At 60.6% G+C, this 21,444-nt stretch carries 18 protein-coding genes; 9 read left to right on the forward strand and 9 right to left on the reverse strand.

Translation table 11 applies throughout. From position 1 onward, the window contains the following. Nucleotides 1-216: 216 nt before the first annotated feature. The 4 genes from speA to BT119_RS15975 form a co-directional block, all read right to left on the reverse strand. A complete protein-coding gene (gene speA, locus BT119_RS15960) occupies nucleotides 217-2,130 on the reverse strand; it encodes an arginine decarboxylase (RefSeq protein WP_003431712.1) in 1,914 nt (637 codons plus the stop codon). Nucleotides 2,131-2,218: 88 nt separating this feature from the next. Then, nucleotides 2,219-2,590: a translation initiation factor Sui1 gene (locus BT119_RS15965; RefSeq protein ID WP_003313912.1), complete on the reverse strand. Its 372-nt coding sequence runs from the start codon at nucleotides 2,588-2,590 to the stop codon at nucleotides 2,219-2,221. 188 nt (nucleotides 2,591-2,778) lie between these two features. Next, nucleotides 2,779-3,324 (reverse strand): NUDIX hydrolase, encoded by a 546-nt coding sequence (locus BT119_RS15970; protein WP_003368817.1) that lies wholly within the window; start codon nucleotides 3,322-3,324, stop codon nucleotides 2,779-2,781. After that, nucleotides 3,324-4,403 carry a DUF2333 family protein gene (locus BT119_RS15975; RefSeq protein ID WP_003431710.1) on the reverse strand — a complete coding sequence of 360 codons (1,080 nt, stop codon included), beginning with the start codon at nucleotides 4,401-4,403 and terminating at the stop codon, nucleotides 3,324-3,326. The genes BT119_RS15970 and BT119_RS15975 overlap by 1 nt, the downstream gene beginning before the upstream one ends. A 264-nt stretch (nucleotides 4,404-4,667) precedes the next feature. Between BT119_RS15975 and BT119_RS15980 the strand changes: the two genes are divergently transcribed. Continuing rightward, nucleotides 4,668-6,323 (forward strand): response regulator, encoded by a 1,656-nt coding sequence (locus BT119_RS15980; RefSeq protein WP_072366320.1) that lies wholly within the window; start codon nucleotides 4,668-4,670, stop codon nucleotides 6,321-6,323. 7 nt (nucleotides 6,324-6,330) lie between these two features. Here BT119_RS15980 and BT119_RS15985 read toward each other — a convergent pair whose 3' ends face one another. Both BT119_RS15985 and BT119_RS15990 read right to left on the reverse strand, forming a co-directional pair. Next, nucleotides 6,331-7,125, reverse strand: coding sequence for a response regulator transcription factor (locus tag BT119_RS15985; protein ID WP_161428937.1), 795 nt, complete (start codon nucleotides 7,123-7,125; stop codon nucleotides 6,331-6,333). A 167-nt stretch (nucleotides 7,126-7,292) separates the two neighbouring features. Then, on the reverse strand, nucleotides 7,293-7,763 hold the full coding sequence (locus tag BT119_RS15990; protein ID WP_003431705.1) for an A24 family peptidase: 471 nt from the start codon (nucleotides 7,761-7,763) through the stop codon (nucleotides 7,293-7,295). A 75-nt stretch (nucleotides 7,764-7,838) separates the two neighbouring features. On the opposite strand from BT119_RS15990, the gene BT119_RS15995 reads away from it, so the two are divergent. Next, nucleotides 7,839-8,294 carry a TadE/TadG family type IV pilus assembly protein gene (locus tag BT119_RS15995; protein ID WP_072366322.1) on the forward strand — a complete coding sequence of 152 codons (456 nt, stop codon included), beginning with the start codon at nucleotides 7,839-7,841 and terminating at the stop codon, nucleotides 8,292-8,294. Continuing rightward, nucleotides 8,284-11,064 (forward strand): PAS domain-containing sensor histidine kinase, encoded by a 2,781-nt coding sequence (locus BT119_RS16000; RefSeq protein WP_032609183.1) that lies wholly within the window; start codon nucleotides 8,284-8,286, stop codon nucleotides 11,062-11,064. Before BT119_RS15995 ends, BT119_RS16000 begins: the two co-directional genes overlap by 11 nt. On the opposite strand, the gene BT119_RS16005 is transcribed toward BT119_RS16000, so the two are convergent. From BT119_RS16005 to BT119_RS16015, 3 genes are all read right to left on the reverse strand, one after another. Continuing rightward, the gene (locus BT119_RS16005) at nucleotides 11,061-13,094 is read right to left on the reverse strand and encodes a TadG family pilus assembly protein (protein WP_054081957.1); all 2,034 of its coding nucleotides are present in this window, start codon (nucleotides 13,092-13,094) and stop codon (nucleotides 11,061-11,063) included. The genes BT119_RS16000 and BT119_RS16005 overlap by 4 nt on opposite strands. A gap of 137 nt (nucleotides 13,095-13,231) precedes the next feature. After that, on the reverse strand, nucleotides 13,232-14,548 hold the full coding sequence (locus BT119_RS16010) for a bifunctional DedA family/phosphatase PAP2 family protein (protein WP_003431697.1): 1,317 nt from the start codon (nucleotides 14,546-14,548) through the stop codon (nucleotides 13,232-13,234). 3 nt (nucleotides 14,549-14,551) lie between these two features. Next, entirely contained in the window at nucleotides 14,552-15,223 is a 672-nt protein-coding gene (locus BT119_RS16015) for a DNA-3-methyladenine glycosylase (protein ID WP_003368807.1), read from the reverse strand. Nucleotides 15,224-15,508: 285 nt separating this feature from the next. On the opposite strand from BT119_RS16015, the gene BT119_RS16020 reads away from it, so the two are divergent. From BT119_RS16020 to rodA, 6 genes are read left to right on the forward strand one after another with little or no spacing between them, the layout of a single operon-like run. After that, nucleotides 15,509-16,774: a glutamate-5-semialdehyde dehydrogenase gene (locus BT119_RS16020; RefSeq protein WP_003431695.1), complete on the forward strand. Its 1,266-nt coding sequence runs from the start codon at nucleotides 15,509-15,511 to the stop codon at nucleotides 16,772-16,774. A 22-nt stretch (nucleotides 16,775-16,796) separates the two neighbouring features. Next, the gene (gene nadD, locus BT119_RS16025; RefSeq protein WP_161420682.1) at nucleotides 16,797-17,456 is read left to right on the forward strand and encodes a nicotinate-nucleotide adenylyltransferase; all 660 of its coding nucleotides are present in this window, start codon (nucleotides 16,797-16,799) and stop codon (nucleotides 17,454-17,456) included. A gap of 60 nt (nucleotides 17,457-17,516) precedes the next feature. Beyond that, nucleotides 17,517-17,903, forward strand: coding sequence for a ribosome silencing factor (gene rsfS / locus BT119_RS16030; protein WP_002555337.1), 387 nt, complete (start codon nucleotides 17,517-17,519; stop codon nucleotides 17,901-17,903). A 9-nt stretch (nucleotides 17,904-17,912) separates the two neighbouring features. Further along, nucleotides 17,913-18,380 carry a 23S rRNA (pseudouridine(1915)-N(3))-methyltransferase RlmH gene (rlmH, locus tag BT119_RS16035; RefSeq protein WP_002555336.1) on the forward strand — a complete coding sequence of 156 codons (468 nt, stop codon included), beginning with the start codon at nucleotides 17,913-17,915 and terminating at the stop codon, nucleotides 18,378-18,380. 28 nt (nucleotides 18,381-18,408) lie between these two features. Next, the gene (gene mrdA, locus BT119_RS16040; protein ID WP_003431692.1) at nucleotides 18,409-20,304 is read left to right on the forward strand and encodes a penicillin-binding protein 2; all 1,896 of its coding nucleotides are present in this window, start codon (nucleotides 18,409-18,411) and stop codon (nucleotides 20,302-20,304) included. A gap of 31 nt (nucleotides 20,305-20,335) precedes the next feature. Further along, nucleotides 20,336-21,439, forward strand: coding sequence for a rod shape-determining protein RodA (gene rodA, locus BT119_RS16045; protein ID WP_003368803.1), 1,104 nt, complete (start codon nucleotides 20,336-20,338; stop codon nucleotides 21,437-21,439). The last annotated feature ends 5 nt before the right edge of the window (nucleotides 21,440-21,444 follow it).

Raw genomic sequence — 21,444 nt, forward strand, 5'->3', positions numbered from 1 at the left:
CCGGGAATGCGACCGCGGATTCTCGCGCAGAAGCCGGGCAGGGTAGAGGTCTGCAGGTAGAACAGGACGTTGCCTACAGCAGGTGTCGGTGGGGGATTACGTCGAGTGGGTGGGCTGTATGAGCGCGGAGCATGGGCGGCGATGGTTACGCACGCCTCTGCATGCCAATGCGGAGCATTGGCATGATAAGCAGTCAGATCTGGCTCCGCGCAAGGATCAGGACGACAGGTACGACGAGCGGGTCAGCCCCAGGCGCAAGGCATCGAGGAAGTAGGTGCGCTCGCGTGGGGTGATCTTGGCGCTGGCGACCTTGTCCCGGTAATGGGTCATCAGTTCTTCCGGCGACAGGTGCACGTAGCGCAGCATGTCTTCGATGGTGTCGTGGGTTTCGATGCCGGCGTGGTAAACGCTGCCGTCCGGGTTCTGGTAGATGTTCACCGAGTCGGTATCACCGAACAGGTTGTGCATGTCGCCGAGAATTTCCTGGTAGGCACCCACCAGGAAGATGCCCAGCAGATAGTCTTCGCCTTCATTCAGCGAATGCACCGGCATGCTGGTCTCGATGCTCTGCTCATCGACGTACTGCTTGATCTTGCCGTCCGAATCGCAGGTCAGGTCCTGAAGCACGGCGCGGCGCACCGGCTCTTCGTTCAGGCGGTGCAGGGGCAGAATCGGCAGTACCTGGCCAATGGCCCAGGTGTCCGGCAGGCTCTGGAACACCGAGAAGTTGCAGATGTACTTGTCGGCCAGCTTGTCGTTGAGCTCGTCCAGCACCTGACGATGGGAGCGCTGACGGGCTTTCAGCGAGTTGTACAGACGGCGGCAGACGGCGAAGTAGCATTGCTCGCCCAGTGCCTTTTCCGACAGGCTGATCTTGCCGTCGGCGTACTGGGCCGCGATGTCGCTCATGTAGTGCGTGGCGCGCCAGTAGGTTTCGGTGACCATCTCGATGTCGGTCGGACCCAGCAGGTCGACCAGCCATTGCACGGTTTCCGGCAGGCTGGCCTTGTCGGCGATTTCCGGGACTTCGTCGTTGTGTTTTTCGACGTCGGTCACCTGAACCACCAGCATGGCGTGGTGGGCGGTCAGCGAGCGGCCGCTTTCCGAGAAAATATGCGGGTGCGGCAGGCTTTGCGCGTCGCAGAATTCCTTGAGCATGCCGACCACGACGCCTGCGTAGTCGTCCATGTCATAGTTGATCGAGCTGGCGTTGCGCGAGTGCGTACCGTCGTAATCGACACCCAGACCACCACCGACATCGATGTAGTCCACCGGCAGGCCGAGCTTGCGCAGTTCGCCGTAGTAACGGATCGCTTCCTTGAAACCGTGCTGATAGTCGGCCAGGTTGGCGATCTGCGAGCCCATGTGGAAGTGCAGCAGGCGGATGCCCTGATCCAGGCCGGCCATGCGGAAACGCTCGACCACCGACAGCAATTGCGCTGCCGACAGGCCGAACTTGGATTTCTCGCCACCGGTATCCGCCCATTTGCTCGATGCCAGGGAAGACAGACGCACACGCAGGCCGACCTGGGGGGCGACCTTCAGCTCGGCGGCTTCTTCGATCACCAGTTCGACTTCGGATTCTTTCTCGATGACGATGAACACGTTGTGGCCCAGCTTCTGGCCCATCAGCGCCAGACGGATGAACTCACGGTCCTTGTAACCGTTGCAGACGATGGTGCCGCCTTTCGGCGCCAGTGCCAGCACAGCCATCAGTTCAGGCTTGGAGCCCGCTTCCAGGCCGATGGAGACGTTCTGCGTGGCGATGATGTTTTCCACCACCGCTTCCTGCTGGTTGACCTTGATCGGGTACAGCGCGGTGTATTTGCTCTGGTATTCCAGGCGCGCAATGTTGCTGTCGAACGCGCCGGTCAGCTGACGCACGCGGTCTTGCAGGATGTCCGGGAAACGCACCAGCAAAGGCAGCGAGAGGCCGCTCTTGCGCAGGTTGTCGACCTGTTCGTAAAGGTCGATGGGCGAGCTGTCCGGCCCGTTGGGGCGGACTTCAACGCGCCCCGCTTCGTTGATTGCAAAATAACCCGCGCCCCAATGGCGAATGCCATAAACGCTGCGGCTGTCCGCAACGGTCCATTGGCTGCCATCGTCTTTGCGTGTGCGTCGTACGGACATCGAAGTCCCCTATAAAGAAGTCGTAGCGCCAGCCAGTAGCCAGCTGCGCGCATTGTAATGAGTGGAAATGACGATTTGATTCGCGGGTTCAGCCGCCGGACTTTTTAGCCTTGAAGCCTTTTTTGATCAGCTCGGCCAACAGCAGTTCGACGTGATCGCCTTGAATCTCGATCACGCCTTCCTTGAGCGATCCGCCTGTGCCGCAGCGCTGCTTGAGGGCCTTGGCCAGCTCTTTGAGCGGCTCTTCGGCCAGCGGGACGCCGCTGATGGTGGTAACCGTCTTGCCGCCACGGCCCTTGCTTTCACGACGTACACGGGCAATGCCGTCACCTTCGGGGATGGCCGTCTGTTTGCAGGTGCACTCGGCAACGGGTTGACGACAATCGGGGCAGTGGCGCCCTGCGTCGGTTGAAAATACCAGGCCACCGAGGGCAGCGAGAGAAGCGGCTTTTTTAGCCACGCAAAAATCCTCTTGTTGAGGACTGAAGATGGGTCGGGCTCGTATGAGCCATCGACCGCGAAGCCCCACTCTGGCAGGGGCAGCGCTACTGAAACGGCAGGGCCGGTTCAGTTTGAAAAGGTCGCGCAGTGTAACGGCAAACCGGCCGGTTGCTAAGGGGCTGAATGCGCCAATTTCTGAACACTCGCTTACTGCTCGTTCTCTATCTGTTTCAGGTAGCGTTTCAGCGCCGCCAGGGAGTCGGGGCACCAGGGATTGTGCTCAGCCTGTTGCAGAACTTCGACGACGGGCATGAAGCGCGCTTCCAGCACCTCTTCAGGTTGCAGTTTCAAAGGGCCGTCCCACACGGCTGAAAACACTGCACACCAGAGCCGGTTGCCCGGCTGATCGAAGAAAAACTGTTCGTGGGCCTGCAGCGGCACGCCACTGACCCCCAGTTCTTCTTCCAGCTCGCGCGCAGCAGACTCCGCATAGCTTTCATCCGCCTGGACCATTCCGCCTGCGGCTACGTCCCAGTAGCCGGGATAGATCGCCTTGCTCAGCGTGCGTCGGTGCACACACAGCTCACCCAGACTGTTGAACAGCAGGATATAAGTGCCGCGTCCAATCAGCCCGCGTTCACGCAGGTCGGCGCGGACCAGTGAACCGAGCAGCCGATCCTGTTCGTCGACCCAGGCGATCTGCTCGGCATCCGAGGCGGCGCGATGCGCGGCCTCGTTGGCAGGTATGGACATCAGCCTTGATTCAGCAGCTGGCGCAGGTCAATGACTGCGGCGTTGGCACGCGAAATGTAGTTGGCCATGACCAGCGAGTGGTTGGCGAACACGCCGAACGGGCTGCCGTTGAGAATCATCGGGCTCCACATTGGCTCTTGCGAGGCCTCCAGTTCACGAATGATCTGGCGCACGCTGACCGTCGCGTTCTTTTTCGCCAGTACGTCGGCAAAATCAACCTCGATGGCGCGCAGCAGGTGCGAGAGCGCCCAGGCCTGACCACGTGCTTCGTAGAACACGTTGTCGATTTCCAGCCATGGCGTTTCGACGATTTCCTCATCGACCTGCGGTACTTCACCGGGCTTGACCGAAACAGCAGCTTCGGTTTTCAGCGTGCTGTTGAGTTTGACCCGGCCAACGCTGGCCGACAGGCGCTGCGACAGCGAGCCCAGACGGGTACCGACATCGCCCAGCCAGTTGTTCAGGTTGTCGGCGCGGGCATAGAACAGCGCGCCTTTCTGGTTCGGATCGGACAGACGTGCCTGGTAGCGGCTCAGGGAGTTGATCCCCTCGGCGTACTGCGATTCGCTGGAAGGCAGGACCCAGCTGCGATTATTGAAGTTGAACAACGGCTCGGCACGCGCCAGGTCGCCATCTTCAGCCGATTGCGACTGGGAACGCGCGAAGTCCTTGCGCAGCGCACGGCTCAGGTCACGCACCTGAACCAGCACGCCGTATTCCCAGCTCGGGATGTTGTCCAGCCACAGGCCCGGTGGCATGCGGTCGTTGGACAGGTAGCCACCGGGCTTGTTAAGCAACGTGCCCGCCACGGTCTTGAGCGTTTCAACTGTCGTGTAACCGATGACCATCTGTTTGCCTTCACGCTCGGCGGCAGCCTGGGCGTTTTGCTGTACCGGGAACAGCGCAGGTTCCTTGCTCCAGTACCAGCCGACTGCCAGTGCCACCAGCAGGTAGATCAAGATCAGGGCGCCCAGCGCGCGACTATAGAACAGGTTACCCAGGTAACCGCGGCGTTTGGTCGATGAAGTGTCTGCGGTGCGCGCACCCGCGCTGCCTGCGCGGTTCTTCCAATCCAGCATGGTAGGGTCCTTTCGATCTTGAGTTGAATGCTTCACGAGGCGTTCGACCGCAACCTTACCTCAAGGTGCGGCTGGCAGACATTATCTTGAGATTTGAACTGTAACGTTGATAGGCGCAGTCTATGCACCGATTGATTTTGCATAATGGCTATGCGCCACCAAACTGTTGTCAAATAAGTGACTTGCGACACTGTTCTGTTGTAACGGAGGTGCTAGCATAGCGCCATCAGCCGTATCGCTCAGCAAAACCACAGTAGTCTGAATATGACCGACCCCGAAGACCCTAGCCGAGACCGCCTGAAGCACCACTTTGCCCAGAGGGTCATTCACCAGGCGCGCCAGATTCTGGAGACGTGGCAACGTCTGCAGAAGGCCGAGTGGTCGATTGGCGATATGGCCGAGCTCAAGGAGTCCACGCTGCGTCTTTCGCGCTTTGCCGAACGCTTCGAGCAGGCCGAACACAGCGCGCTGGCGCAGGAAATCAGCCAGGCGCTCGATGCGGTGGAAGCCAATCGCGGTCGCCTCAACAGCCGGGTCATCACCGATCTCAATCGTCTGATGCAGCGCCTTTCCCGAACCGGGCTGCGACACGGCGACCGTTTTGAGCAAACGACGCTGCCACCGTTGCGCAAGCCCGTCTATGTGGTGCTTCATGATCACGAGCGGGCCGAGCGTCTGGCCAAGCAGCTGGAGTTTTTCGGGTTGGCGGCGCTGTCGCTGCACAATGTCGGCGAGTTTCAGCGGGCGATGGCCCAGCGGCATCCGGCGGCGATTGTCATGGATGTCGATTTCAGCGGGCCCGGCAAGGGGCTCGAACTGGCCTCCCAGGCTCAGGAAGGGCTGGAGCAGAAACTTCCGCTGTTGTTTTTCAGCCTCAATGAAACCGATACGCCCACCCGCCTGGCCGCAGTCAGGGCCGGTGGTGAGGAGTTTCTGACCGGCGCGCTGGAAGCGTCGAGTCTGCTGGAAAAAATTGAAGTCCTGACCTGCGTGGCTCAATACGAGCCCTATAAAGTGCTGATCATCGACGATTCCCGCGCGCAGGCGCTGCACACCGAGCGTGTTCTGAATGCTGCCGGAGTCGTTACGCGGGTGTTGCTCGACCCGATTCAGGCAATGTCCGAGCTGGCCGAGTTTCAGCCGGACCTGATCATCCTCGACATGTACATGCCGGGGTGTACCGGCACGGAGCTGGCCAAGGTCATTCGCCATAACGACCGTTACGTCAGTGTGCCGATCATTTATCTGTCGGCTGAAGACGATCAGGACAAGCAGCTCGATGCCATGAGCGAAGGCGGCGACGACTTCCTGACCAAGCCGATCAAACCCCGTCATCTCATCACCACTGTGCGCAACCGTGCCGCGAGGGCTCGCAACCTCAAGGCGCGCATGGTCCGCGACAGCCTGACCGGGCTTTACAATCACACGCACATTTTGCAACTGCTGGAAGATTGCTGCTTTCGTTCGCGACGTGAAGGCAAGCCGCTGTGCTTTGCCATGCTTGATATCGACCACTTCAAGAGGGTCAATGACAGCCACGGTCACCCGATGGGGGATCGTGTCATCAAGAGCCTTGCGCTGTTTCTCAAGCAACGCCTGCGCAAAACCGACTTCATCGGTCGTTACGGCGGTGAGGAATTTGCCATTGTCATGCCGGACACCGACATTCAAAGCGCTCATAGGGTGCTGGATGACATCCGCCAGCGCTTTGCCGAGATCCATTACCCGGCGCAGCCCGTCGACCTGTTCTGCACCTTCAGCGCCGGGGTGGTTTCGCTCGGTGCCAATGACGACAGCCTGAGCCTTGCGTCCCAGGCCGATGCGGCGTTGTACTGCGCCAAGCACGCAGGCCGCAATCAAGTGTATTCGGTGCTGGTCGATGTGCCTTTTCACGTCGTGCTGAGCGAGATCGAAGCCTGAGTTCCATTCAGCCCTGGCTTTCGATCAGTCTTTGCCGCTCCGCCGATTTGCCCGGTGAAAATGCCAATGCCAGCTGCGTGCGGTTATGCATGTGCGTCAGGCGCAGCACTTGCGACACATAGAGTTTCACCGTGTTTTCAGTAATCCCCAGTTCGCAGGCGATCTGATAATTGGTCAGTCCGGTGCTGACCAGGCGCGCTACGTCAAGCTGGCGAGGTGACAGCTTGGCCAGAGCCACCGGCATCTGCACCTCACGCGCCACACCGTCACGCGCTTTTCGTTCGGGCTGAGGCCTGTTCTGGACGCTGTCCAGGTTCTGATAAAGATCATCAATGGACGCGGCCAAAAACTGAAGCTTTTCGTTGAGCAGGCCCAGCTGCTGACGGTTTTTCTGCCGCTCGTTCAGCGCCTGGACCTGCAACTGCACACCTTCGAGCAATTCTTCCAGATCGACCGGCTTCTGGTAGTAATCGGCGATGCCGGCCCGAAGCGCCTTGATGACGTCTTTTTTCTCGGCCTCGCCGGTCAGCATGATGGCCTCGAACAGATGCGTCTTGCCGCCGGTCATCTTCATCGCTTCGACCATCTCGATCCCGTTCATGCCGGGCATTTCCAGATCGCAGAGTACGATGCCGATGGTGCTGTCGGCGCTGAAACGCTCGATGGCTTCCAGGCTTGAATAGCAACGCACACACTCATAGCCGCTGCTCTCCAGAAACTCGCAGAGCTCTTCAACGATAAGGGGCTGGTCATCGACCACCAGAACTTTCGTGAGCGGGTAATTATCCACAGGCGACTCCATGCTGTTGGGGGGCCTTCGACGGCGCCCCGATCCATTCAGCAAACCATGATTCGGCGTCATTTGATCGGTGCGGGTATTGCTGACAGTACGCCATAGCCATGACTTAACCGTAGTCGTACTTCCTGACTATGTACATAGCATTAAAATATTCCCGTGCCGTTATTCGACTAATGGAGCAGTGCTGTGCTCAGGAGTAAACCTGCGAATAAAAAAGGTGAAAAAGGATATTTATCTGGCGTGCCGGGGTTCATATACCGGTAGCGTTGCGCAACCCATTGCTGCGTATGAGGCCAGGTACTCTTTCCGACGATAAGCCAGGCTGCCATGGTGAGGCCGGCGCCAATAAACGTACACAGCAGGTAAGCACTGTTTGAGGCCAGCGCCAATGCCGTCATCAGTTTGACGTCTGCGGCGCCCAACTTGCCGAGGGCATAGCCTGGCAATGTCAGCGCCCATGCCAGGGTCACGGCCAGCAAGGCCTCCAGCGCAGGCGAGCCGAGCCAGGTCATACCGGTCAAAGCCAGGTAGATAATAGCCAGCGCTGTTGCGCCGAGTGTCAGCCCGTTGGAAATCTGCTTGCAACGCGCATCCTGTTCGGCGCAAATTGCAAACCATATCAGTAGGAAAAATAATTTCATCACGCCGAAGACATCCTGTTATCGGGAAAGAATCTATGCTGTGTTGATGCAGTACATGTCAGGGTAGACGTCGATATGAAAACAGTTCCGCAACATACCTTGCCCCGCCGTCAACACGGGGCTGCCGCTATTGAATTCTCTGCGGTGTTCGTTATTTTCTTTGCTGTGTTTTACGGCATGGTGAGTTATAGCCTGCCGTTGCTCATGGTCCAGTCATTCAATGCCGCCGCCAGTGAAGCGGTGCGCAGTAGTGTTGCCCTCAGTCCGACAGTTACTGGCTATAACGAGGTGTTGAAGAGTCAGGCCCAGAGTGTGGTCATGAACCAGTTGTCGTGGATACCTCCAGCGCTGGGCTTCAATGTCAGCTACACCAGCGTGACTTACAGCGCAGGCATTCTGACAGTGACCATCCAGTACCCCAAGGCCCGACTGGCTCAGGTTCTGCCCTTGCTGACCCTCCCTGGTATCGGGGAGGTCCCGCGCTTGCCGAGCAACCTGACTGCACAAGCGAGTCTGCAACTTGTCCCTTGAAAAGAATCGTTTGAGCCGTTGGCTGGGGCGTGGTGAAGCAACACAAGTGCCGCAGCCCCTGCCCGTATCGAGCGAGCCCGGTCCGATCGGTGCGGACCTCTATCTGCTGCTGGATGACGAGGGCCGCATCCAAAGCATCAGCCCGCACTTGCTTGCCCGCCTGGACATGGCTGCGCCACTGCCGGCTGCCCAGCGATTGATGAGTCTGCTGTTACCCAATAGCGCGCTGGTCATCGAAGGCGTGCCGCGTGACTGGCTGGGGCACATGCTCGACCTGGACTTCAAGAGTGCCGACGCACACACCTTGCACGCCCGAGGCTGGGTGCAGGCGCATGGCAAGGGCTGGCTCTTGCAATTGCTGGATATCAGCGACCTGATGGAGGAGGCCAGTGCCGCACGCAGCCGTCAACAGTGCCTGCGGTTCGCCGGGCAAATGGCCGAGCGTGTGCGAGGGTGCAGCGTCGACCGCCTGACTGCGGTGGTGAGCGAGCAACTGGAGGAACTCGCGCAGCTGTGGCGCATCCCCTGTGTAGCGCTGGTGTTGCCGGAGGTCGGCGGTGTTGGCTGGCGCGTGTATTGTCAGTACAGCGCCCATACGGCGCCCGAGTTGTGGCAGGTCGGGCAGCGGTTGGGTTCCGCGCTGGATCGATTCAACGCCGACGCTACGCGACAGCTGAGGTTTGACGGCGGTGTCGATCAGGGGGCGCTGCAAAGTGCTTTCGGCAACGCTGACGGTTTTCTGATCCCGCACAGTCGCGATAACGTTGCCAAGGCCTGGCTGATGTTCGGATTTTATAACGCGCAGCAGCAGGCTCCGGACCTTGGCGAGCGAGAGTGGCTGAACCTGTGCTCGGCCTTGGCCGGGCCGGTGCTTTTTCGCCTGTCCGAGCAGACCAACCGTCATCATGTCGAACGCCTGGCAGTGCTTCAGGACCTGCTGGGCACCGGATGGTGGGAGTTGGTGCCTGATCGTGACGAGGTTTTGCTGGCGCCACAGTTGGCTCGCAGTCTGCGTCTGGGCGACCAGGTCGAGAGCCTGTCACGTCAGGACTGGCTGGCGCTGATTCATCCCGCCGATCGACAGGAACTGTCCAGTCGCCTCGCGCAGTTACGCGACAAGGGCACACCGCTGTTGCTCTGTGTGCGTCTGGCGCAAAGCGATCCCGCCCAGGAAACCCTCTGGTTTCGTATTCAGGGGCAGGCGTTGATCCGAGGGCAGGTTCAGCGTGTGCTGGGGTTCATGCTGGATGTCAGCGATATCAAGAATCAGGAAACCGAGGCCGCTGCCGCCCATGCCCGGCTGGATAACCTGATTGCCAGTTCGCCAGCGGTGATTTACGTGCAGCGTTACGATCGCGGCAATCTGGAGCCAACCTTTTTCAGTGACAGCCTCACGCCTTTGCTGGGCTGGACGCTGGCCGATTGCGTCGATGGGCAACTGGCGGGATACATCCATCCCGAAGATCACGACATCTGGTTCGAGCGTAACCGCCAACTGCTGCGCGAAGGATTCGTCAGTCGCCGGTTCAGATTGCGCAACCGGAACGGTCAATACCACTGGCTGCTGGACGAGGCGCGATTGCTGCGTGACGACCTTGGCATGCCGGTGGAGGCGGTGGGGCTGTGGCTGGACGTGACCGAGGCCACCCTGGCCGCCGAGCATATACGACGCAGCGAGGAGCGTTACCGCATTCTGGTCGAGGATTCGCCGGCCATGATCTGCCGCTACACGCCGGATCTGGTGTTGAGTTTCGGCAACCGGCCGCTGGCCAATTATATGGAGTGCACACCCGAGCAACTGACCGGGATCAACCTGGGCGACTGGCTGTCGGACGAGCAGCGTGAGGCGTTCATCCGGCGTATCGGTCAATTGACTCCGGAGGCGCCGGTGAGTACCGAAGAAATCTGCATCGAGCTGCCGGGACGCGAGTATGCCTGGTGGATATGGGCCGACCGGGGAGTATTCGATGAGCACGGCAAACTGGTCGAAGTGCAGGCGGTAGGCCGTGACAACACTGATGTACGTCGCTCGCGCATGCAGTTGAATCAGAGCGCGAAGATGGCAACGCTTGGCGAGATGTCCACCGGTCTGGCCCACGAGATCAATCAGCCGCTCAACGTCATGCGCATGGCCGTGGTCAACGTTCTCAAGCGTCTGGGCCGGGGTGATGTGGACATCGAATACCTCACCGAAAAACTCAATCGCATCGACACCCAGGTGCAGCGTGCCGCCCGGGTGGTCGATCATATGCGGGTATTCGGTCGCCGCTCTGAGGTAGAGGAGCAGTTGTTCGATCCGGCCCAGGCGGTGGAAGGCACGATCTCGATGCTGGCTGAAGGCATGAAAGGCAAGGCCGTGCAGTTGCGGGTCGGCGCGATGATCGACGCGGTACAGGTTCGTGGCCATGTCGATCAACTTGAGCAGGTGTTGATCAACCTGATGGTCAATGCCCGTGATGCCTTGTTGTCGCGTCGGGAAAAGGACCGCGATTTCCAGCCGTGGATCAGCGTCGAGGCAGAACGCGATGAAAACATCATCCGCCTGGCGGTTCAGGACAATGGCGGGGGCATTGACCCGCGGTTGCTGGAGCGCATTTTCGAGCCGTTTTTCACCACCAAACCGGTGGGGGTCGGCACCGGTCTGGGCTTGTCCGTCAGTTATGGCATCGTTGACCAGATGGGCGGCCAGCTCAGCGTCGCCAACGTCGGCGAGGGTGCTCGATTCCAGATCGAGCTGCCGATCTTCAACGCCGATCAGACCGGCAGCTAAATGACCAGTGTCGCCTGACCCAGGTTGCAACTCAGGTTGGTGCCGACGTCGGTAGCCCCCATGCTCACGCCCAGCGATTCGAACAGGGGGTCGACAACCGACGTCAGCAAGCGTGTCAGGGTGTCATCGACCATCGCGTCCAGCGCCAGGGTCAGGCTGCTCAGCGTGGTGGCCGCGCCGGTGATGACGTTGCCCAGCACATTGCTGGTCGCCGGTTTATACACATTCACTTTGACGCTTGACGCCGTGCCGTTGAGCAAGGTGCTCGGCTTGGTGTGCGCAACGCCTGTCAGGTAATACGGGGCGCTGTTGATCTCCGGCAGGTTGGGCGAGCTGAACGTCGTACTGGTCACCGTCGAGCTGCCCAGTGCCGACTGGCTGACATTGTCGAAGGTCAGGCCGATGCCGCCACCCCCGAAAGGCGTGCGGGCGGTGCAATTGCCCAGCAGCCCGGCGATCTTCTGGCAGGTTTTGGTGCCGATATCGATGACAGGCAGAGGCAGTGCGGTGATTGCCGCCGGATCAGTGCTGGCGGGGAAGGCCGATGCACTGTCGATCCAGCCGATCTTGGCACTGAGCAGCGCTGCGTCGGTCTTGACGTTAAGGGTTTTGCTGGCGTTGCTGGTGCAGGTAAAACCGGTGACGTAGCTGTCGGCGCTGGCCATTGACAGGCTCATGTCGATTCTCGGGCCCGAGTTTGACGAGCTGTCTGTCAGAAACTTGAAGTCGGTCACCATGCAACTGTTCAGTCCCAGCGCGCAGGTGGCCGAGGTCCCCAGCCCGGCAATGTTCAGGCCCAATGCGCTGTTGAGGATCGGCGTGAGGCTGCCGATCACCGAACCTGCGGTATTGGCCAGCGAGGTTATCGTGCCGAGCACCGGCAGGTTGATCGACACCAGCGCGCGCATTTGTGCCGTACGCACGTAAATCCGGTTTGCACCGTTTCGAGGGTTGAGCGGGTCGATTTTGCTCGGGTCGCCGATGGCCGACAACTGAGGCGGCTCGATTACCTGAATGCGTGTGGTGACCTGCGCCAGCCCGGCGACATTGATCTGGGACGCGGTCAGAACACCGGTCTTTTCGTTGGCCAGTTGCGCGAGGCCCTGAACCAGATCCATCAACCGCAGATTGGTATTCAGCGCGGCGAGGTCCGTGCCGCTCTGCACCGACAGTAGATCCCCCAGCAGCACGGTGGTCGTTCCCGCGGCCAGCTTCAAGGCTTGCAGGCCCTGAATGGCGGCGGCACCGCCCAGCGTGGCGTTCGGACTGATGATATTGATTGCGCTCTGCAGCAACTGACTGACCGATACCGAGGTGTTGAGTACATCGTTGTAGCCCACGGCCGTCAGGCTGAGGTCGGTTTTCAGCCTGTTCAGGTAGCTCAGCAGGCTCAGGTTGGTGTCGGCGATGCCTTGCCAGTTGGCAACACTCAGGTTCAACGAGCCCCCCAGCAGGCTGCCGACCACCGGGTTGAGGAGGGCGGCACCGGTGCTATCCACGGTGACTGCCGCACTGCGAATGGTCAGTGCCGCCAGCGGCGCAGCACTGGCGGCAACCGCGGTGGCGCTGATCGTGACGTTGGGTGGGGAGGGCGTTTTTTCGAACAGTGCGCCAATACCGGCTGCAATGCTGCGCGGCACCGGATGAGACGCGACCACCTGGATAGCCAGCGCCTGCGTCGAATCAGCGACAAATACGCGCGGTCCCGCGACGTCCACCGTGAGTGTTCCGCAACGAGTCGCCAGGGTGCGGCCATCGGTATTGGGGGTGAAACCGTTGCGAGTGGCGCTCTGATTGGCGAAATCGGGCGCCGTGGCCGCTGTGCCGCTGCACGTTCCTCTACGGCCCGCCGCTTCCAGTGCGGCAATGTCCGCAACCCGCTGCAACGAGCGCTTTTCCAGATACAGCCTGCCGCTGTCGATAACGGTCAGCGTGCACAGCAGCGCCAGGCCCATGGTCAGCGCTGCCATCAGGCCGATTGCGCCGCGCTGCCGGGAGGGCATCGCCGTATAACCATCCAGTGGAGACATCAACACTCCTTCGATCACGCCGTTGCACACTCATCTGTCACTGGAGAGTGTAGTCAACGCCCCGAAAGAGCACTGGCAAGGTGCCAGATTTGAGAAGTGTCGCACCCGTCATGGGCGGGCGCGATCAGTGCTGTCGATCAATACTGGTAACGCAGCACCCCATGCGACAGGGCACGAACGGCGAAGATACCCAGCAGTGCGGTCATGGCTGGCACAACGAGCCACCAGACGCGCACCGACATGGCCGGCAAGGGGTCCTTGCGTTGGATGAACGCCAGGCTGGCGGCACAGACGCAGAACGCCAGAAGCATGCCGGCGAGAATGTCGGTGGGCCAATGCACGCCCAGGTAAACCCTCGACAGCGCGATTGCCAGGGCCGGAATACCGGCGACCAGCATCCAGGTCAGGCGCAGGCGCACGGGTTGGCCGCGTCCGGCCAGCACTGCCAGAGTCATGAACAGCGCAAAGGCTGCCGAGCTGTGGCCGCTGGGCATGCTGTACGTCGTCAGCGGCTCTAACAGCACCTCCGGGCGAGCGCGGGCGAAAAACGTTTTCAGGACGCCGTTGGCGATCGCGGTGCCCAGTGTGGCGGTCAGGGCAAAGGCTGCGTGGCGCCATTGCCTGGCAACCGCCAGCACGATGATCAGCAGGCTGGCGGCCAGCAACTGCGCCCTGAAATCGCCGATGCTGGTGACGAAGACCACGATGTGCTGCGTGGCTTCGCTGCGGTGTTCCTGGATGAGCGTCATCAAGCCGTTGTCGAAGTCGGCCAGCAAGGGAAAGCCGAAGAACAGCGCCGCGACCAGCACAAGGCTGAGCGCGGAGATCAGTCGGGTTGCGTAGCGTTTCTGGCGAATACTGCTCTGGATGCTCAGCCCGAACAGCACGGCCAGGCTGCCGCCGACCACGGCCGCCTCGGGCCAGAAGCCTTCCGGCAGTGGCAGGCGAATGGCCGCGCCGGCTGCCCAGCCCGGCATCAGGTAGGCAATCGACCAGCCGGCCGCCGCCAGCACGCTGACCGCCACGAAGCGCGGCAGCGGCATGTCGCACATACCGGCGATCATCGGCAGCATCGGGCGCAGCGGACCGATGAAACGTCCGACCAGCAAACTGGCAATGCCGTAACGGTGGAAGTATTTTTCCGCACCTTCCATCCACTCCGGGTGCGTGCGCAAGCCGGGCAACTGACGGATATTCTGATGAAAGCGCCGGCCTATGAAGTACGACACCGCGTCACCCAGCAGCCCGCCGAGAAAACCCAGTAACAGCACTTCACTCAACGGCAGTATGCCGCTGCCCGCCAAGGCGGCGATGGCAAACATGATGACCGTGCCCGGCACGACGATCCCGACGATCGCGACGCATTCAGTGAAGGCCACCAAAAAGATCGCGACAGCCACCCAGGAAGGATTTGCGGTCAGCCAGCCGGTCATTCCATTGAGCAGATCGCCCATCGGTCAGTTTCCTTGATCGAGAAATAGGTAGTCGCGGCCTTCGACCTGACCGCGTCTGAGAGGGTTCCGTGTACAGAAACGGGCGTAACCGGCATCCACGAAGCGATACATCAGGTGCTCATCGCGACCGGCAGGAATGCCCAGTCGGGTGGTCTGGATAACGCGTGCGGGTGTCTGACCGACGTCCTCGACCAGTAACCTCTGCGGGTCGAAGCGCTTGGCGTCCCACACCGGGACTTTCAGGCCGAGCGCCTTGCACAACAGCGTCTGGCCAGCGCACAGCCGTTGCGCCGGGCGCATCGCACCGCTGGCGTCGGGGTTGTTCAACTGCATCTGCGCCAACGCGTTTTCGTCGCTGGTCGCGTCGGTCCAGGGAAATGCCGACTTGATCAGTACGGCATTGCCCGGCCCTTCGGCGCTGAAATTCAACGAATCTCCGCCGCGCGCGTAGTACATATAGATGTGGCCGCCGTCGAGAAACAGCGCCTTGCGTTTCTCGGTATAGCCCAGCGAGGCATGACTGCCCTTTTCGGCGCAGTAGTAAGCCTCGGTTTCGATGATCCGCGCGGCCAGCCACAGATCGCCTGCCTTGTGACGGATGACTTTGCCCAGTAGATCGCGCGCCAGCAACTGGGCATCGCGGTGAAAGAAGTGGTCGGGTAGGGCTGTGGGCATAATCAGACGGGTACATTGGGAAAGAGCCCGATGATAACAAGCGCAACTTTAATTGCAGCTGAATGTGTCTGGATTAGGCACTTTGTTGTTTCTGAACGTGACCGACGCATGACATGTCGTTAGGCCCGTGCGTGATGCCTGTCTGCGCATTGCCGCCGGCAACACCCGTCACTGTGGCGAAAAATCTGCGCACTGATATCGACCATCCGCCTGTCTGCGCTGTCGTTCGGACGGCACGACAGCTATAATCAGCCGCTTTCCTCTTTGCCAAGACCTCTGAGACCAATGACTGAGTCCGTTCTTGACTACATGACCCGCCTGGGTCGCGCCGCCCGCGAAGCTTCGCGAGTGATCGGTCGTGCCAGCACTGCGCAGAAGAACCGCGCCCTGCAGGCCACTGCCGCCGCTCTGGACGAAGCCCGCGCCGAGCTGTCTGCCGCCAATGCGCTGGACCTGGCCAATGGTCAGGCGAACGGGCTCGAGCCGGCCATGCTCGAGCGTCTGGCGCTGACCCCCGCCCGGATCGACAGCATGATCGTCGGCTTGCGTCAGGTTGCAGCGCTTGCAGACCCGGTCGGTGCGATCCGCGACATGAGCTATCGGCCTTCGGGTATTCAGGTCGGCAAGATGCGCGTGCCGCTGGGTGTTGTCGGAATCATCTACGAGTCACGTCCGAACGTGACCATCGATGCTGCCAGTCTGTGTCTGAAGTCCGGAAACGCAACCATCCTTCGCGGTGGTTCCGAAGCCATTCATTCCAATCGCGCCATCGCGGCCTGCATCGAACGCGGTCTGGCCGAGGCCGGGCTGCCCGCTGCTGTCGTGCAGGTGGTCGAAACCACCGACCGTGCGGCGGTTGGCGCGCTGATCACCATGCCCGAGTACGTGGACGTTATCGTGCCGCGCGGCGGCAAGGGTTTGATCGAACGCGTCAGTCGCGACGCGCGTGTGCCGGTCATCAAGCATCTGGATGGCATCTGCCATGTGTATGTCAGCGCCCACGCCGATCTGGCCAAGGCGCAGAAGATCGCCTTCAACGCCAAGACCTACCGTTACGGGATCTGCGGCGCGATGGAAACCCTGCTGGTCGATCAGACCATTGCCGCCGACTTTCTGCCGTCGATGGCCGCGCAGTTTCGCGAGAAGGGCGTCGAGTTGCGCGGTTGCGAGCGTACCCGTGACTTGATCGACGTGGTCCCGGCCACCGAGGACGACTGGCACACCGAGTACCTGGCGGCGATTCTGTCGATTCGCGTCGTCTCCGGTCTGGATGAAGCCATCGAGCACATCAACCACTACGGCTCGCATCACAGCGACGCCATCGTCTCGGACCACCAGAGTCAGGTGCGCCGATTCATGGCCGAGGTCGACTCCAGTTCGGTCATGGTCAACGCGCCGACCTGCTTCGCTGACGGGTTCGAATACGGCCTGGGTGCCGAGATCGGCATTTCTACTGATAAGCTGCACGCCCGCGGTCCTGTCGGTCTTGAAGGTCTGACCTGCGAGAAGTACATCGTGATCGGTGACGGCCAATTGCGCGGACAAGCCTGACTTGAATAGCCCCATGACCGCGCTGCCCAGACGTATCGGCATGCTTGGGGGCACGTTCGACCCGGTTCATATCGGTCATTTGCGCGGTGCGCTCGAAGTGGCCGAATTGCTGGAACTCGATGAGTTGCGCCTGACGCCCAGCGCCAGGCCTCCGCATCGTGACATGCCGAGCGTCACCGCAGAGGATCGTCTGGCGATGGTTCAAAGCGCCGTTGCGGGTGTGTCGCCCCTGACGGTGGATGACCGTGAACTGAAGCGTGACAAACCGTCGTACACCCTCGACACACTGGAATCGATGCGCGCCGAACTGGCGCCTCGGGACCAGTTGTTCCTGTTGCTCGGTTGGGATGCCTTTTGCGGGCTGCCGACCTGGCACAGATGGGAAGAACTGCTGGAGCACTGCCATATCGTGGTGCTGCAACGCCCGGATGCGGACAGCGAGTCGCCGGATGCCATGCGCAATCTGCTGGCGGCCCGCGCAGTCAGCGATCCCAAGGCCCTGAAAGGGCCGGGTGGACAGATTACATTCGTCTGGCAGACGCCTTTATCGGTGTCTGCCACCCAGATCCGTCAACTGCTGGCCAGCGGTAAGTCGGTACGTTTTCTGGTGCCAGACGCGGTACTGGCCTATATCGATGCACGCGGACTTTACCGCGCGCCGAACACTGATGGGTCGTCCTGAAACTGCTTTGATCGACAAGCGTCTGGACGGTCCCACACATACGAGCTGAATGAGTTTTATATGACAAAGCAAAAAATGAGCAGTGAAGAAGTCATCAATGTTGCGATTGCAGCCCTTGAAGAGGTCAAGGGTGCCGACATCCTGACCATCGACGTGCGCGACAAGACCAGCATCGCCGACTACATGCTGATCTGCACCGGTACGTCCAACCGTCAGTTGAACGCACTGGTCGATAACGTCCGTGACAAGGTCAAGGCTGCCGGCCTGAAGTCCCTGAGCGAAGAAGGCAAGGGTGACAGCGACTGGGTCCTGCTGGACCTTGGTGATGTGATCGTCCACGTGATGACCGCTGCCGCACGCCAGTTCTACGACCTTGAGCGCTTGTGGCAGGGTGCAGAGCAAAGCCGTGCTGCCAGCGCTGCGCACCACACACCAGGCAACGAATAAGGCTTTGATGTGCGTCTGCGTCTGATCGCTGTGGGTTCGCGCATGCCCAAGTGGGTGGAAGAAGGTTGGCACGAGTATGCCAAGCGGATGCCCTCCGAGCTTGCGCTGGAACTGGTGGAAATTCCGCTCAATACCCGAGGCAAAAACGCCGACGTCGCACGCTTTATCCGTCAGGAAGGCGAGGCGATGCTGGCAAAAGTGCAGCCGGGCGAGCGGATTGTCACGCTGGAAGTGCATGGCAAACCGTGGAGCACCGAACAGTTGGCGGTCGAACTCGATCGCTGGCGTCTCGATGCACGCACGGTCAACCTGATGGTCGGCGGCCCCGAGGGGCTGGCACCTGAAGTCTGTGCCCGCAGTGAACAACGCTGGTCTCTGTCGCCGCTGACCCTGCCGCACCCGTTGGTGCGCATCCTGATCGGCGAGCAGATGTATCGCGCCTGGACGGTCCTGTCCGGGCACCCTTATCACAAGTAGCATCGTCTTTACTGTGAATACGGCCTAAATGTCTCAACCGATCCGCCTCAAAGACCACGAAAAGGACGCACGCCTGGTGCGCGGCAGGGTCGTGTTCGGTGCCGTGGCGGTGGTGTTGCTGGTGTGCGTGCTGATTGCCCGGTTGTATTACCTGCAGGTCATCCAGTACGAGTATCACTCCACGCTTTCGGAAAACAACCGCGTTCACGTTCAGCCGATTCCGCCCAGCCGTGGGCTGATCTACGATCGCAATGGCGTTGTGGTCGCCGATAACCGGCCCAGTTTCAGTCTCAGCATGACCCGTGAACGCGCAGGCGAGTGGTCCAGCGTGCTCGACACCATTGTCGAGATCCTGCAGCTCACCCCTGACGATCGCATCATCTTCGAAAAGCGCATGAAGCAGGGGCGTAGGCCGTTCGAGCCGGTGCCCATCCTGTTCGAGCTGAGCGAAGAGCAGATCGCCCTGATCGCCGTCAACCAGTTCCGCCTGCCGGGCGTCGAAGTGGTTGCGCAACTGGTCAGGCATTATCCGCAAGGGCCGCACTTTGCCCACTCGGTCGGCTACATGGGACGGATCAACGAGAAAGAGCTCAAGAGCCTCGACCCGATCAATTACAGCGGCACGCACCACATCGGCAAGACCGGTATCGAGCGCTTTTATGAGCCCGAGCTGCATGGTCAGGTCGGCTACGAAGAGGTCGAGACCAACGCCCGTGGTCGCGTACTGCGTGTGCTCAAGCGCACCGACCCGATCCCCGGCAAGGACATCGTCCTGAGCCTGGACATCAACCTTCAGGAGGCTGCCGAAGCCGCGCTGGGCGGTCGTCGTGGCGCGGTCGTCGCACTGGATCCGGCTACCGGTGAAGTGCTGGCGATGGTCAGTGCGCCGAGCTTCGATCCGAACCTGTTTGTCACCGGCATCAGCTTCAAGGCCTATGCCGAGCTGCGCGATTCCATCGACCGGCCGCTGTTCAACCGCATCCTGCGAGGACTTTACCCGCCGGGGTCGACCATCAAGCCTGCGGTGGCGATTGCCGGGCTGGATACCGGTGCGGTGACGCCTGGCTCGCGGGTATTCGATCCAGGCTATTACCAACTGCCCAATTACGATCACAAGTACCGCAACTGGAACCGCACCGGCGACGGTTGGGTTGATCTGGACACGGCGATCATGCGTTCAAATGACACGTACTTCTACGATCTGGCGCACAAGGTGGGCATTGATCGGCTCGCTGCCTATATGAACAAGTTCGGTATCGGGCAGAAGGTCTCGCTGGACATGTTCGAAGAATCTCCCGGCCTGATGCCTTCCCGTGAATGGAAGCGCGCCACGCGTCGTCAGGCTTGGTTCCCCGGCGAGACGCTGATCCTCGGGATCGGTCAGGGCTACATGCAGGCAACGCCGTTGCAACTGGCCCAGGCGACCGCGCTGGTGGCCAACAAGGGGGTGTGGAACCGTCCGCATCTGGCCAGAACCATTGAAGGCAAGGCGCCTGTGGATGAAAACCCGATGCCGAACATCGTGCTGCGCGATCCGGCCAACTGGGAGCGCGTCAACCACGGCATGCAGGAAGTGATGCACGGCGCGCGCGGTACGGCGCGCAAGGCCGCCATCGGTGCGCAGTACCGGATCGCCGGCAAGAGTGGTACGGCCCAGGTGGTGGCCATCAAGCAGGGCGAGAAATACGACCGCACCAAGGTGCAGGAACGTCATCGCGACCACGCCTTGTTCGTCGGCTTCGCCCCGGCCGACAACCCGAAAATCGTTGTTGCAGTGATGGTCGAGAACGGCGAATCCGGTTCCGGCGTTGCTGCACCCGTCGTGCGTCAGGTCCTGGACGCCTGGTTGCTCGACGAAAACGGCCATCTCAAACCCGAGTACGCCGGTTCCCTGAATCTGGAGGCTGCGGCCCGTGAAGAGTAATTTCGACCGCATCCTGTCCAGTGAAGACGTGATGCGTCGCCGCGCTACCTTTCTGCAGCGCATTCATATCGATGGTCCATTGCTGATCCTGCTGCTGACGCTGGCGGCGGGCAGCCTGTTCGTGCTGTATTCGGCCAGCGGCAAGAACTGGGATCTGCTGATCAAGCAGGCCAGTTCGTTCGGTATCGGTCTGGTGGCGATGGTGGTGATCGCCCAGCTGGAGCCGCGCTTCATGGCGCGCTGGGTGCCGGTACTGTATGTCATCGGTGTCCTGCTGCTGGTAGTGGTGGATGTCATGGGCCACAACGCCATGGGCGCGACGCGCTGGATCAACATTCCCGGGGTGATCCGCTTCCAGCCTTCGGAGTTTCTCAAGATCATCATGCCGGCGACCATCGCCTGGTACCTGTCCAAGCGCACGCTGCCCCCGCATTTGAAGCATGTGGCGGTCAGTCTCGCACTGGTCGGTGTGCCGTTCATTCTGATCGTTCGCCAGCCTGACCTGGGGACGTCGCTGCTGATTCTGGCCTCGGGTGCCTTTGTGCTGTTCATGGCCGGTTTGCGCTGGCGCTGGATCATCAGCGTATTGGCGGCGGCCGTACCGGCGGCGGTGGCCATGTGGTTCTTCTTCATGCATGACTACCAGAAGCAGCGCGTACTGACGTTTCTGGACCCCGAAAGCGATCCGCTGGGGACCGGCTGGAACATCATTCAATCAAAGGCTGCCATCGGTTCGGGCGGCGTGTTCGGCAAAGGCTGGCTGCTTGGCACCCAGTCGCACCTCGACTTTCTGCCGGAAAGCCATACCGACTTCATCATTGCAGTATTGGGTGAAGAATTCGGCCTGGTAGGCATCTGTGCGCTGCTGATCATCTATATGCTGCTGATCGGTCGCGGGCTTGTGATCACTGCACAGGCGCAGACATTATTCGGCAAACTGCTGGCTGGCGCGTTGACCATGACGTTTTTTGTTTACGTTTTCGTCAACATCGGTATGGTCAGTGGCCTGCTGCCAGTGGTGGGGGTGCCGTTGCCCTTCATTAGCTACGGCGGAACTTCGCTCGTGACCCTACTGTCAGCGTTTGGGGTTTTGATGTCGATCCATACGCATCGTAAATGGATCGCTCAGGTTTGATTAAG

The sequence above is a fragment of the Pseudomonas sp. NFACC10-1 genome (assembly GCF_900119195.1).
GTDB classification, from domain to species: domain Bacteria; phylum Pseudomonadota; class Gammaproteobacteria; order Pseudomonadales; family Pseudomonadaceae; genus Aquipseudomonas; species Aquipseudomonas cerasi.

Bases quoted from the DNA above. Each gene is read 5' to 3' on its own strand.
- BT119_RS15990 (WP_003431705.1), bottom strand. From the start codon at position 7,763: ATGAAATTATTTTTCCTACTGATATGGTTTGCAATTTGCGCCGAACAG.
- speA (WP_003431712.1), bottom strand. From the start codon at position 2,130: ATGTCCGTACGACGCACACGCAAAGACGATGGCAGCCAATGGACCGTT.
- BT119_RS15970 (WP_003368817.1), bottom strand. From the start codon at position 3,324: ATGTCCATACCTGCCAACGAGGCCGCGCATCGCGCCGCCTCGGATGCC.
- BT119_RS16010 (WP_003431697.1), bottom strand. From the start codon at position 14,548: ATGGGCGATCTGCTCAATGGAATGACCGGCTGGCTGACCGCAAATCCT.
- BT119_RS15985 (WP_161428937.1), bottom strand. From the start codon at position 7,125: ATGGAGTCGCCTGTGGATAATTACCCGCTCACGAAAGTTCTGGTGGTC.
- mrdA (WP_003431692.1), top strand. From the start codon at position 18,409: ATGTCTCAACCGATCCGCCTCAAAGACCACGAAAAGGACGCACGCCTG.
- BT119_RS15995 (WP_072366322.1), top strand. From the start codon at position 7,839: ATGAAAACAGTTCCGCAACATACCTTGCCCCGCCGTCAACACGGGGCT.
- BT119_RS16020 (WP_003431695.1), top strand. From the start codon at position 15,509: ATGACTGAGTCCGTTCTTGACTACATGACCCGCCTGGGTCGCGCCGCC.
- BT119_RS16005 (WP_054081957.1), bottom strand. From the start codon at position 13,094: ATGTCTCCACTGGATGGTTATACGGCGATGCCCTCCCGGCAGCGCGGC.
- rsfS (WP_002555337.1), top strand. From the start codon at position 17,517: ATGACAAAGCAAAAAATGAGCAGTGAAGAAGTCATCAATGTTGCGATT.
- BT119_RS15980 (WP_072366320.1), top strand. From the start codon at position 4,668: ATGACCGACCCCGAAGACCCTAGCCGAGACCGCCTGAAGCACCACTTT.
- rodA (WP_003368803.1), top strand. From the start codon at position 20,336: ATGCGTCGCCGCGCTACCTTTCTGCAGCGCATTCATATCGATGGTCCA.
- BT119_RS15975 (WP_003431710.1), bottom strand. From the start codon at position 4,403: ATGCTGGATTGGAAGAACCGCGCAGGCAGCGCGGGTGCGCGCACCGCA.
- BT119_RS16015 (WP_003368807.1), bottom strand. From the start codon at position 15,223: ATGCCCACAGCCCTACCCGACCACTTCTTTCACCGCGATGCCCAGTTG.